This is a genomic window from Neorhizobium sp. PAMB6716, from assembly GCF_058242805.1.
The window spans coordinates 3520920-3533708 of record NZ_CM177835.1 but is presented as its reverse complement, the minus strand read 5'-3'; the positions used below and the strand labels follow the sequence as shown (position 1 = coordinate 3533708).

General features: G+C 63.3%; 8 protein-coding genes. 3 read left to right on the top strand and 5 right to left on the bottom strand.

Going from position 1 to position 12789, the window contains the following annotated elements; genetic code table 11:
• The first annotated feature begins 6 nt into the window (after window positions 1-6).
• Both cobA and AC4CWH_RS17100 read left to right on the top strand, forming a co-directional pair.
• Complete coding sequence (gene cobA / locus AC4CWH_RS17105) at window positions 7-801, top strand: uroporphyrinogen-III C-methyltransferase (protein ID WP_491319655.1); 795 nt, start codon at window positions 7-9, stop codon at window positions 799-801.
• Window positions 798-2114, top strand: a complete 1317-nt coding sequence (locus AC4CWH_RS17100) for a cobyrinic acid a,c-diamide synthase CobB (RefSeq protein WP_491319654.1) — start codon at window positions 798-800, stop codon at window positions 2112-2114. Before cobA ends, AC4CWH_RS17100 begins: the two co-directional genes overlap by 4 nt.
• Window positions 2115-2122: 8 nt before the next feature.
• Here the strand turns inward: AC4CWH_RS17100 and pbpC are convergent, their stop codons facing one another.
• Entirely contained in the window at window positions 2123-4210 is a 2088-nt protein-coding gene (gene pbpC / locus AC4CWH_RS17095) for a penicillin-binding protein 1C (RefSeq protein WP_491319653.1), read from the bottom strand.
• Window positions 4211-4216: 6 nt separating this feature from the next.
• Entirely contained in the window at window positions 4217-9673 is a 5457-nt protein-coding gene (locus AC4CWH_RS17090) for an alpha-2-macroglobulin family protein (protein WP_491319652.1), read from the bottom strand.
• 168 nt (window positions 9674-9841) lie between these two features.
• On the opposite strand from AC4CWH_RS17090, the gene AC4CWH_RS17085 reads away from it, so the two are divergent.
• Window positions 9842-10237: a winged helix-turn-helix domain-containing protein gene (locus tag AC4CWH_RS17085; protein ID WP_491319651.1), complete on the top strand. Its 396-nt coding sequence runs from the start codon at window positions 9842-9844 to the stop codon at window positions 10235-10237.
• Between the two features lie 34 nt (window positions 10238-10271).
• Here AC4CWH_RS17085 and AC4CWH_RS17080 read toward each other — a convergent pair whose 3' ends face one another.
• The 3 genes from AC4CWH_RS17080 to modB all read right to left on the bottom strand — a co-directional run bounded on the left by AC4CWH_RS17080 (window position 10272) and on the right by modB (window position 12774).
• Entirely contained in the window at window positions 10272-10754 is a 483-nt protein-coding gene (locus tag AC4CWH_RS17080) for a DUF1003 domain-containing protein (protein WP_491283256.1), read from the bottom strand.
• A gap of 254 nt (window positions 10755-11008) precedes the next feature.
• Window positions 11009-12076 carry a molybdenum ABC transporter ATP-binding protein gene (gene modC, locus AC4CWH_RS17075; protein WP_491319650.1) on the bottom strand — a complete coding sequence of 356 codons (1068 nt, stop codon included), beginning with the start codon at window positions 12074-12076 and terminating at the stop codon, window positions 11009-11011.
• Window positions 12073-12774 (bottom strand): molybdate ABC transporter permease subunit, encoded by a 702-nt coding sequence (gene modB / locus AC4CWH_RS17070; RefSeq protein WP_491321455.1) that lies wholly within the window; start codon window positions 12772-12774, stop codon window positions 12073-12075. Before modB ends, modC begins: the two co-directional genes overlap by 4 nt.
• Between the last annotated feature and the right edge of the window lie 15 nt (window positions 12775-12789).

The following is a 12789-nucleotide window of genomic DNA, read 5'->3' as shown; positions in this document are numbered from 1 at the left end:
TTCTCCATGACGATTGCATCAGCCATTCAGCGCCTGGAAAGCCGGCTTCCGACCTTTGAGCCGGGCCATGTCTGGCTTGCCGGCGCCGGCCCCGGCGATCCGCGCTTCCTGACGCTCGAGGTGATCGACGCGCTCTCCAAGGCCGACGTGATCGTGCATGACGCGCTGGTTTCCGATGCGGTTTTATCCTTCGCCTGTGGGGCCGAGGTGATCTATGCCGGCAAGCGTGGCGGCAAACCCTCGACCGCGCAGGAGGATATCACGCTGTCGCTGATCCGGCTTGCGCGTGAGGGAAAGCGCGTTCTGCGGCTGAAAGGCGGCGATCCGTTCATTTTCGGGCGCGGCGGCGAAGAGGCGGAGGCGCTGGTGAAGGCCGGCATCCCCTGCCGCATTCTGCCGGGCATGACGTCGGCGCTGGCAGGCCTTGCGCTCGCGCGTATTCCCGCCACCATGCGCGGCATGAGCAAGGCCATCACACTTGCCACCGGCCATGCGGCAGGCGAGGACGGCGATCTGGACTGGGCAGCGCTCGCCCGCACCGGCGAACCCATCGTCGTTTATATGGGCCTCAAGAACCTTGCCACGATCAGCCGCCTGCTGATCGAGGGCGGGCGCGCGCCAGAAACGCCGGCAGCTGTGATCATGTCAGCAACGACCGGCGAGGAACGCCTGCTGACAGCGACACTTTCCACGGTTGCCGAAGAAGCCGCCGCCCAGGGATTTGCAGCCCCGGCATTGATCGTCGTCGGGCAGATTGTCACCATGCGCGACCTGCTGACCCTTGAAGGGGAAAAGCCATGACCCGCGCGCTCATCATCGGCGCCCCACGCTCCGGCTCCGGCAAGACCAGCGTCACCATCGGCCTGCTCCGGGCCTTTGCGCGGCGCGGTTTTCGCGTGCGCGGCGTGAAATCTGGTCCCGACTATATTGATCCCGGCTTCCATCAGGCGGCGTCAGGACTTTCCGGCCTCAACCTCGACAGCTGGGCGATGGAGCCTGATCTCGTCGCTCACCTTCTCCAAGAAGCAGCAGAGGATACAGACCTTCTGCTCATCGAAAGCGCCATGGGCCTGTTTGATGGCATTGCCGGCGGCGAGGGCCGCACAGGGGCTGCTGCCGATCTGTCGCGCCTTCTCGGCATTCCGGTCCTGCTGGTACTCGATGTCTCCGGCCAGAGCCAGACGGCGGCTGCCGTTGCCGTCGGTTTCCAACATTACGACGCGATGGTAAAAATGGCCGCCGTGGTGCTGAACCGCGCAGGCAGCGAGCGGCACGTGCGCCTCTCAAAAGCGGCCATCGAGGCCAAGGGACTATCGGTGGTCGGCGCGGTGATGCGCGATAGCACGCTGTCTCTGCCGGAACGGCATCTCGGCCTCGTGCAGGCGAGCGAACACCCGGCCATCCAGCACCATATCGACCGGCTGGCGGATGTGATGGAGCAATCGCTCGATCTCGATGCGATCCTGAACCTTGCCGTGGACATCATGCCCGCTTCAGGCTCGACATCTGCCCACCTGCCACCGCCCGGCCAGCGTATTGCCATTGCCTCCGATGCGGCCTTCACCTTTCTCTATCCGCATCTGGGCCGGCATTGGCGCGCCGCCGGCGCAGAACTTCTGCCATTCTCGCCACTGGCAAACGAAGGTCCTTCCGCCGATGCCGATGCCTGCTGGCTGCCCGGCGGTTATCCCGAACTTCATGCGGGCATCCTCTCCAGTGCCTCCGGTTTCCGCGAAGGTCTCGCTAGGTTTGCGGAAAGCCGGCCCGTGCATGGCGAGTGCGGCGGCTACATGGTTCTCGGCGAGCATCTGGAGGATGCCGAGGGCATGACACATGCGATGACCGGCCTGCTGTCGCAATCCACCAGCTTTGCCAAACGCAAGATGAACCTTGGATACCGGCAGGCAAGGCTTCTCACCGATGGTCCGCTTGGCGCAGCCGGCCAGGTGATCCGCGGCCATGAGTTTCATTATGCCAGCGTCATCGACAAAGGCACCGACGAGGCTTTTGCGCAGATTGCCGATGGCACCGGCACGCCCATCGGTCTTTCAGGCGGCCGTCGCGGCTTTGTGACTGGCACATTCTTCCATGCCATCGCCCGGACGACGCTGTAAGAACGCTGCTACTCGATGAATACCCGGACGGTTGCCGCCCGTCCCATGGCGTCGATCACCGTCAGCGTCGAATAACCGGCGCCATCGGGCAACCATTCGGAGGTGCGCTTGCGCGACAGCGCCTCCAGCGGACGCCCATTGGCAAGCCAGCGGAAGGGCGCCCGCCCGCCTTGCAGCTTCAGCACCAGCGGTGAGAGGGTTTGGCCAACCTGGGCGCCGAGATCCACCCGCGCCCCTTCCGGGGGATAGACGATCTGCGGTGCCGGCTCGCGCGAACTGGTTCTCGTCAGACCGCTCGCGGTTATCGAAAGCCGGCGAAGGCCAAGCGGCAATTCGCTAAGCGCGATGCGCGTGGCACTCGGCGGTGGGGTAGGATGCGGCGTGATCGCGACGCCTGACTTGGCAAACGCCTCGAAGAGGATGGGGGCGGCCGTGCCATAACCGGTAATGCCGGGCACGGCGCCATTGTCCGGGCGCCCCACCCAGATGCCCAGCACATATCGCCCGTCATACCCCACCGACCAGGCATCGCGGTAACCGTAGCTGGTGCCCGTCTTGTAGGCGAGACCAAGCTTTCGGCTGCCCTGTGGCGGCAGAACGCCGGAGAGAATGTCGGTCACGTTCCACACCGCGATCGGATCGAGCAGCGGCTGGGCGATATCGCGCGCCGGCTGATCATGCACGCCATCGCCCAGATGCACCGGAGTGCCGTCATTGGCGAGGCCGGCATAAAGCTGCACCAGATCCTTCAGCGTCATGCCGACACCGCCAAGGCCGATGGCAAGGCCGGGCGCTTCGCCGGCCGGAAGGATGGGGCGCACATCGGCGCGGCGAAACCGCACCATGAGCCGGCCTGGTCCGACTGCCTCCAGAAGCCTGACCGCCGGCACGTTGAGCGAGAGTTGCAAGGCCTGGCGCACGCTGACATCGCCCTGATAACTCATGTCGAAATTGCGCGGGCGATAGCCGGAAAAATCGGAAGGGCGATCCTCGATGATGCTTTCCTGCGCCACCACGCCCTCTTCGAAGGCCAGGCCATAGATGAAGGGCTTGAGCGTCGAGCCCGGCGAGCGGATCGCCCGCGTCATGTCGATCCAGCCGGAGCGGGCGGCATCGAAGGCGCCGGCGGAGCCGATCTCGGCGACGATCTCGCCCGTTGTCGAATCCGCCATCAGCATGGCAAGCGAAGCTTTGGGCGGCAAGTGGCTTGCTGCCGATGCGGCGGCCGCCTCCAGTCCCTGCTGGATCGGAAACCGTAGAGTGGTGGAAAGACGGGATGCATCCGGCGCCTTGCGGCGCGCCGCTTCAGCCAGATGCGCGGCAAGTGCCGGAAGCGGGCGGCGGATGCGTGGCACGGGAGACAGATCGGCGCGCTCGGCCTCGCCTTCTCCCACCACCGCCGCCACCGTCTTGCGATCCAGGACTTTTGTACGGGCGGCCCTGGCAATTTCGGGGAAGCGATCGGGGCGACGCGCTTCCGGCGATTGCGGAAGTGCCACCAGAAGGGCTGCCTCCGCTACCGAAAGCCGGCGCGGTTCCTTGCCGAAATAGGCAAGGCTTGCCGCCCTCACCCCTTCCAGATTGCCGCCATAGGGCGCAAGTGTGAGGTAGAGATCGAGAATCTGTGCCTTGGAAAGCCGCCGCTCGATCTGCACCGCCCGTGCCATCTGGCGCAGTTTCGCCGAAATCGACCTGATATCGCGCGGCTCGATCAGCCGGGCCACCTGCATGGACAGGGTGGAGGCGCCCGAGACGATGCGGCCATGGGTGAGAAGCTGCACGGCCGCGCGGGCGAGCGCGTAAGGATCAATGCCGGAATGGGCGTAGAAACGCTGGTCCTCATAAGCAATCAGCATGCGCAGGAATTGCGGATCGACATCGCTGGCTGTCGTCTTCAGCCGCCAGATCCCGTCACCGGCCGCAAAGGCGCGTAGCAACTGGCCATCGACATCCAGCACTTCGGTCGAAACAAGCGTTGCCGCCTCAAGCGGCGGGGGAAATGCCCGGTCAGCGGCCACCAAAGCGAAAGCGGCACCAGTGGCAAGAACCACCAGTGCCGCTCCGCCGGCCAACGCCCATGTCCACCGCCGCCGCATCTTCCCTTACCGTGCCGGCTCGACCGTCATTCGCCCTGCCGCCGTGCGGGCAGAAAATTGCGGACGATACATGTCTTCTACCACGGCTGCCGGATGATCATAGGTGCCGGGTGTGACGGCGCGCACCACATAGGCAAGCGTGATCTCCCGCGCATCGCCCTTGGCGCGATCGAAGGCTGCGACAAAGCGATCGTTGCGGAATTCCGTGTGGGCAGGCTGCACATCGCCGATCCACTCGAAATTCGTCAGCTGGGCGCTGTCGACAAGGCTCGGATTGTCGATCTCGAAACCCGCCGGCAGGAGATCCTGAATGAGGATGCGCGAGGGCCAGTCATTGGTCTCGTTCACCGTCAGCACCACGACATAACGCTCGTTCTGGGCCGCTTCACTGACACTGACCTCCTCGCCTTCAAGCGTGTAATAGCTGCGGGCGATGGTGAAACCCTCGCCGCCGGCAGCCGGTGGCTGGCGCGGTGCGGCAATCGTCGTCACCACAGCAGACACAGGATCAGCGGAACGGTTGGCAAGAGTGACCGGCTTTGCCAGAAGCGCCTCGCCCGTCAGCTGCGCGCTGTAGCTGCCGGATTTCGCCTCGCCATTGACCGCAAGTTTCAACCCATCGTCGCCCTTTTGCAGGGCGCGCGCCGCCAGCAGCATCCAGGCCTGTTCCTGCGTGCTGACATATTTTTTCGCCCGCCATTCCTTGGCGACGATGTCAGCCAGTTGCGGCACGATGGGCGGCACCGGCCGGCTTTCGGCGGCAAGCGCCAGCACGGCTGCCCCATCGCGCAGTTGCGAACCGTAATCCGAACGTGACAGGCTGACCTTCGTCACCGACGCTTTCTCCGCCATCTGGAAGGCCGACGCAAACACGGTTTTGGAGCGTTGCGCATCGCCATAGAGCGCAAGCGCCGATGCCAGATGCGCCTTGGAGAGCGGCGTCGGGAAATCGCCCAGCATCGTATCGGCATAATACCTGAGATCGCTGATCGCGGCCTTGCGATTGCGTGCCAGCACATAGAGCGAATAGGCGATCTCGCCGCCCTGATCGCGGATATTCACGTCATAGGCGAGCCCGTTCTGCAGGTTGTCCAGAGCCTGTACCAAGGCCTTTTCCGGCACCTCGAAACCTTGTTCGCGGGCGCGGGTGAGGAAATCGCTGACATAGGCATCCAGCCAGCGATCACCGCCGCCCGGACCCCAGAGACCAAAACTTCCCGAAGACGACTGGTAGGACAGTACGCGGTAGATGGCGTCCTGCACCCGTTTCTTCACCGCCTGATCGTCGGCCATTCCGCTCTGGCGGGTGAGTTCCGACAGGTACAGCAGCGGAATGGCGCGGCTGGTGGTCTGTTCGGCGCAGCCATAGGGATAGCGGTCGAGTGCCATCAAAAGCGCCGGCACATCAAATTCCGCCGAGCGCGTGACATTGAGCGCCACGGAGGCGCCGGCAAGTTCGGCATCGGCCAGAAGATTGCCATCGACCGTCAGGCTCTGGCCGGGGGCAAGCGCCAGAATCCGGCGTTCCGTCACCGGCAGAACGCTCGGGCGCACCGGAATATCAAGACCCTGCGCAAGCGGTGCAATGCCCTCGCCGTCGAGCGTCAACATCACCTTGCCATCGCCGGGCTTTTCGCCCTTCACCCGCATCGTCACGGTCTGCTTTGCGCCGGCTTCCAGCCGCACTGCAGTGCCTGAACCTGAGGTATCGACGCTGACCGCATCATTTGCCGTCAACGACAGGCGATAATTGCCGGCCGGGGCATCCGTATTGGCAATGTCGAGCCTGAGGTCTGCTGTATCGCCAGGCGCCAGAAAACGCGGCAGGCTTGCCGTCACCACCACGGGATCGCGGATGACCACGTCCCTCGTGCCGTGACCGATGCCGGCCTTCGTCCAGGCAACCGCCATCACGCGGGCCGTGCCGTTGAACTGGGGTATGTCGAAGCTCACCTTCGCTCTGCCCTCAGCATCCAGCTTCACCGGGCCGGAGAAGAAGGCCACCAGCTTTTCTTTCGGCGGACTGCCTTGCAGCGCCACGCTTCCACCATCGCCACCGGTCCGGAGGCGCCCCGTGGCCCCGAGCGAACCATCGATCAGGCGGCCGTAGATATCGCGGATTTCGAGCCCCAGCTGCCGCTGGCCAAAATACCAGTTATCCGGCGCCGGCGGTTCATAGCGCGTGAGGTTGAGAATGCCGACATCGACGGCTGCCACCGTCACATAAGCCTCCTCGAAGGCACCGGCACCGGCAACCTCGATGCCGATATCGAGAGGCTGGCGCGGCAGGGTCTTATCCGGTGCAGATAGCGTAACGGACAGATCACGATCCTCAGGGTCTACCGTCAGCCAGGTAATGCCGATGGCGCGCATCGGCATGCGGCTTTCCTGCGCATCACCCGGCCTGTAGAGCGTTGCCGTCACATAGGCGCCGGCGCCCCATTCGGCCGTCACCGGAATGTCCACCTCGCCGCCCTTTTCGCCGATCTCGACATTCTGCACGGCAATCAGGTTTTCGGCACCGCCTGTAATCATCAACTGGCCGGCATAGCGGCTGGAGACCTTGAGTTTTGCGGTTTCGCCGATCTTATAGGACGGCTTGTCCAACGCCACTTCCAGCGCATCCGGCGTTTCGGTGGAACTCGCCGTCACGAACCAGCCGGCATCGAATTCGACGCTGCTTGCAGGGCCATCGGCTTCAGCGCTCTGGATTTCAAGGCGATAACGCCCCCATTCCACCGGCACCGCGACCTTGCCACCATCGGCCGCTGCCACATTGACCGTGCCGTTCGCCACCTGTTTCGTGCGGTTCACCGGCTCGTAGCGCCAGGAACTTCCCTCGCGATACCATTGATAATCCCGCTCGATGCGCACGAGTTTCCAGAGAAGACCATTGGCGGCCTGCTTCTGACCGTCTTCGCCAATCATGATCACGTTGAAATTGCCGACGGAATTTTCCGAGAGATCGCCTGAAAATTCCGGCTTGATGCCGATGCGCGGACCGTCAGCCCGCACCGGAAGCGTCAGCCGTCGCTCCACCGCCCGACCGCCGCCTTCCTTGAGGCGCACGACGATTTCCGCATCCGTCAGCTGGGTCGTATAGGAAAGCTCGGTCAGGCCGGCATCGAAAGTGGTTTTTCCCTGCTCGTCCAATACATCGAGGCCATCCAGCGGCAGACGTTCGGCTTCGCTTGCCTCTTCGTCTGCAAGACCGAACAGATAACCCTTGTAGGCTTCGCGCGCGCGGGTGTGCTTCAGCACAACCTCGCCTTCCAGTGAAAGACCGGCCGCCGGCGCGCCATAGAGATAACGACCGTCAACCTCGACCGGCACGTCTGCACCAAGTGTGATCTCCTTGACGTCGCTCTTCAAGTCGAACTCAATGCGATCGGGCACGAAATCATCGACCAGAAAGCGCTTTTCAGCCAGCGGCGAGCCCTTCGGATCGGTAAACACCTGCAATGTCCAGGTGCCGCGCATGGCGGTTTCCTGCACCGGCAGATCCAGCGCATAACCGCCAAGCTTGCCGTTCTCGGTCATCCGCCGATCTTCCACGCCATCCGGGCGCAGGAAGACGAAGGTGAGCGGCAGGTTGTCGATGGATTTCGCCTCGACATCGCGCGCCAGCACGGCGGCATGGACGGTTTCGCCGGGGCGATAGATGCCGCGTTCGGTATAGGCGTAGATATCGAAGGCGCCGGGGGCGGGCCGGCCCGTCACACCGCGGTCGGAGAGATCGAAACCGGCGCGGGTCATGTCGAGAAAGACATAATCCTCACCCGCCTTCATCGCCGTCAGCACCGCCGGCACCATGGCCGCCGTGCCGCGAATGAGCCCGGCGCTGAAGGTGGCGCGGCCGTTTTCATCCGTCTTTGCCGTGCCCAGCACCTCGTTGTTTTTCGCCAGCAGTTGCAGATCGACGCCAGCTGCCGGTTTTGCGCTGGCGAGCGACCGCACAAAAACGTTCAGCCCGTCAGTGCCGGCATAGGTGGACAGGCCAAGATCGGAGACGACGAACCACTGCGTCGCCTTGTTGTCCCATTCATTGGCCGTGCCGGTGCCGGCAGTTGCTGTCAGCACATAAACCCCCGGCTTGCGCTGAGGCAGCGCCTCATCCACCGGAAAGCTCGTCACCACATCCTTGTTGATATCCTGGGCAATATCGATGCTGCCCTGCCAGACGAGCTGGCCATTGCTCGCCTCGATCTGGTCGGCCGAATAGCCGTCCATCTGGGTGAGGAACTGCGAATTGGCGAGAAGCGGCGCAATGTTGCGATCGCCGATACGATAGAGCTTCAGGTTGGCGCTCGGCGTGTTGACGGAAACCAGCGGAATGCCACGACGCGCCGTGGATGGCAGCACGAAACTGTCGCCGGTAAAGCGCACCGAAGGCGAACGGTCCTTGACGTAAAGATCAAGATCAACACCCGCTTCGAGATTCTCGCCGACGGAAGACGGAAGTCCGCGGCGCAGGGTCAGCTTGTAGCGCTCGCCATGCGCAAGACCTTCCACGCAGATCTGGCTGTCCTTGGCCTCCAACGCTTTCGGCGCGGCCCCGTTCAGGGTGACGAAGGGTGCGTAATCCGTGCCAGCCTTCACCAGCGGTTCGGAAAAGGTCACGCAGGCGCGCGGGCTTGCGCTATCGGCATCGATCGTGTGCTCGGTCACACGAAAGCCGAAGCGCGTGCGCAGATCATTGAGCCGCGCCTGGACGGAGCGGGCCGGCACAAGTGCCACGCTTTCCTTGAGTGCCGTGATGGCAGCGCGATGGTTTTCCTGCCGTTCCAGCCCCTCGGCCAGCAGCGCCAGCGCCTCGGCACGGGCCTGGGCGGTGCGCGAGGCATCATAGGCATTGACGGCGGCCAGCACCGCTTTTGCCGTCATGTCGGATTTGTCCTTGACGGAATTTGCCGCCCGCGCCGTCTCGCTCCACAGAGCGGCGTCTTCAGGCTCGATCGAAAGGGCTGCAAGATAGGCTGAAACCGCAGCCTCGACATTGCCGCCGATAAACTCCACCTGCGCCAGCGCCTTCAGGCTTTCAAGCCCTTGACCCTCGAGTTCGGCAGGCATTTCAAGGTCATCGCGCAGCGCTGTCGCCTGCTGGAGTGTCTCAGCCGTCAGGAAAGACAGTTTTGGCGCAGCCCCGATATCGGGATCTGTTGCGTTGCTCACCACCTTGCCGGCCACGGCACCGGCAAAATCATTGCGCTGGCTGTAATCGGATTTGAGAAAACACCATTTGGCCTTCACGTTATAGGTGAAGGCACGGCAGGATTTGTCCGCAATACAGGCGGTCTCGCACTGGTCGAGGGGCACATTCTTGACGGTGCGCAAGTCGAAACCGACATAATCGGCATCCTCCACCGTCTCGATCCGGCGGTCGGTCTGTTGGGAAAAGGCCGGAGAGGTCAGCATAAGGCCTGCCAAAAAGGCGGCCACACCCATGATAACGCGCTTAGACATGACGTCCTCCCCGGCAGCTTGCGTTCAGGTGGGGCAGTCTTCTTGTGTCAGAACATGCTTGTCAATGCGAACCAAACATTCAGTCGATCGAACGCTCTGGCTTCACGCCGGAGGGCTTGCTAGATCGTCAATGGCAGAACCGAGATCCAAGGCGAGGAACGCCACAGCATGGCGCAGAACGAACCGATGCCACCCAAAATCATCCTGCGCGTGGATTTTTCCCCCGGCGACAGGCTCGGGCGCGGCAAGATCCAGCTTCTGGAACTGATCCGCGAGACCGGCTCCATTTCCGCAGCCGGCCGGGCAATGGACATGTCCTATCGCCGCGCCTGGCTGCTTGTCGATGCGCTGAACCATATGTTCGACGCGCCCGCGGTGGAGCGGCAGCGGGGCGGAAAACAGGGCGGCGGCGCGCAGGTGACGGCCTTCGGCGAAGAACTGATCGCCCGCTTCCGCTCCATGCAGCAAAAAGCCGAGGCCGCCATGTCAGACGACCTCGACTGGTTGCTCAGCCACAAAACCGTTCTGGAAAGCGGGGCAGCCAAGCAAACATCCTCAACCTGAGACTGCTTGCGCAGATGTCCCGGCACACGGACGTTCAGTTGACCGCCGTCTGTTCGCCGTTTGCCGCTGTCGGCGTGCCCAGCTGGAGACGGATGAGCATGGCGAGATCCCCGGTCAGCGCATCCACCTTGGCATGCAGATTGGCGATTTCGGCTTCCGAGCGCAGGTTGGTTTCATAATCCAGCCGGGCGGCCAGCCGATCCTTGGCGGCCTGGCGGTTCTGGCTCATCATAATGACCGGCGCCTGCAGGGCTGCCACCATCGACAGCATCAGGTTGAGGAAGATGTAGGGGAACGGATCGAAGGCGTTGGCGGCCAGCACCGCCGTATTCAGGATTGCCCAGGCAACCAGGAAAACGGTGAAGCCGATGATGAAGCTCCACGAACCGCCGATGGCGGCGACGCGGTCAGCCAGACGATCACCAAAGGTGGAACGTTCGGCAAAGATTTCGTTCGGGTCCTTGCGGACACCGGGACGGCGCAGATGGGCTGCGAAAAAACGGATGGTTGCGTTCATGCTCACCTCCTGGACGACCGGCCGCTTGCGGCTGGTCGCAGGGGGCTGACAGCAATCAGCTCAATGCGGCAGCCACAAACGGCGCGGTCAATCGACTATGATCGTTATCGGGCATGATCCCCTCGGGGGTCGGTTTTAAAGGATAGACGCAACGATGTGCGCCAGACCGAGGTAGTCCTGCCGGAGGCTGCCGTCAAATGGAAAAATCGCCCCGTTGTGCAGTGCAGTAGAGCTATGAATTCACATTTTCGAGATCACCTGACATCAAGCGCCACCGTCTTGATGATGGCATGGACGCAAAGCCCCGGCAAAAGCTGAAGCCGCCCGACGGAAAGCGCGGTAATGCGTGCCTGGATCCGTTCCTGCCCGCAGGCAAGCTCGACATCGGCCGCCCCGTTGCCGGCCGGCGTGATGGACAGGATGCGCCCCTCGAGCACGTTGAGCGCGCTGATGCCAACCGGGCGCACGGTTGCCAGCAGCACTTCGCGGGCCGGGATATGCACGCGCAGCTGCCGTCCGACATCCAACCCGCCACGCGGCACCACGAGTTCGGTGCCGGCAAAACCGATGGTGGCAAGACCGGCTGGCACATCGATGGATACCACGCGCCCGGACAGCACACTTCCGGCCTCGCGACCCGTCGCCTCGAAAGCGCCGCCCAGAATATCGGACGCGCCGCCGCTTGCTTCCAAGCGACCATCTGCGAGGACAACGACCCGATCCGCCAGCCGCGCGACTTCCGAAACGGAATGGCTGACATAGAGGATCGGCACATCCAGTTCGTCGCGCAGCCGTTCGAGATAGGGCAGGATTTCAGCCTTGCGCGCCTCATCGAGCGCCGACAGCGGCTCATCCATCAGCAACATGCGCGGGGCGGACAAAAGCGCGCGGCCAATCGCCACCCGCTGTTTTTCGCCGCCGGAGAGATTGCCCGGCCACCGATCGAGAAGATTGCCGATGCCGAGCATGTCGAGCACCCGGTCCATGCTGTCACGCCCCGTGCCTGCCCCTGAAAACCAGCGACCATAGGCCAGGTTCTGGCGCACGCTCAAATGCGGAAAGAGCCGGGGTTCCTGAAACACATAACCGAAGCGGCGTCGATGCACGGGCACCGCCACGCCGGCGTCCGTATCGATCAACACCTCGCCATCGAGCACCACGCGCCCGAATTCCGGCGCCACCAGCCCGCCGACGATGCGCAGCACCGATGTCTTGCCCGAGCCGGACCGGCCAAACAGGGCCGTCACCCCGCGCTCCGAGGAAAACGACACATCAAGCGAAAAGGCGCCCTGCCGATGGCGGATGTCGACCAGAAGCGTCATTCGGCATGGATCCTCTTGCCGATCACCCGCGAGAGCGCCTCCGAGGCCAGAAGCGCTGCCATGGAAAGCGCGATGGCCACCAGCGTCAGGCGCAAAGCACCCGCATCGCCGCCCGGCACCTGGGTAAAGGTATAGATGGCCGCAGACAGCGTCTGCGTTTCACCAGGAATGTTGGAGACGAAGGTGATCGTTGCGCCGAACTCGCCCATGGCCTTTGCAAAGGCGAGGATCATGCCGGCAACGACGCCCGGCAGGATCAGCGGCAGCGTGACGGTCAGGAACACGAAGGGCGGCGAGGCACCAAGCGTGCCGGCGGCCTCTTCCAGCTTGCCGTCTACCGCCTCGATCGACAGGCGGATGGAGCGCACCATCAGCGGAAAGCCCATGACGGCGCAGGCGAGAGCCGCACCCGTCCAGCGGAAGGAAAGCACGATGCCGAAGTGATCGGCAAGAAAAGCCCCGATCGGACCGCGCCGGCCAAACAGGATCAGCAGGATATAACCTGTCACGACCGGCGGCAGGATGAGCGGCAGGTGGACCAGCCCGTTGAGCAGTGACTTTCCCCAGAAACGGCCGCGCGCCAGCACATAGGCTGTGAGGATGCCGAACGGCAGGCTGGCAACCATGGCGACAACCGATACCTGAAGGCTGAGCCGGATCGCTGCCCATTCTTCGGCGCTCAATGAAAATTCACCCAAATCCGGCACCTGCAA

Bases quoted from the DNA above. Each gene is read 5' to 3' on its own strand.
- cobA (WP_491319655.1), top strand. From the start codon at position 7: ATGACGATTGCATCAGCCATTCAGCGCCTGGAAAGCCGGCTTCCGACC.
- AC4CWH_RS17100 (WP_491319654.1), top strand. From the start codon at position 798: ATGACCCGCGCGCTCATCATCGGCGCCCCACGCTCCGGCTCCGGCAAG.
- pbpC (WP_491319653.1), bottom strand. From the start codon at position 4,210: ATGCGGCGGCGGTGGACATGGGCGTTGGCCGGCGGAGCGGCACTGGTG.
- AC4CWH_RS17090 (WP_491319652.1), bottom strand. From the start codon at position 9,673: ATGTCTAAGCGCGTTATCATGGGTGTGGCCGCCTTTTTGGCAGGCCTT.
- AC4CWH_RS17085 (WP_491319651.1), top strand. From the start codon at position 9,842: ATGGCGCAGAACGAACCGATGCCACCCAAAATCATCCTGCGCGTGGAT.
- AC4CWH_RS17080 (WP_491283256.1), bottom strand. From the start codon at position 10,754: ATGAACGCAACCATCCGTTTTTTCGCAGCCCATCTGCGCCGTCCCGGT.
- modC (WP_491319650.1), bottom strand. From the start codon at position 12,076: ATGACGCTTCTGGTCGACATCCGCCATCGGCAGGGCGCCTTTTCGCTT.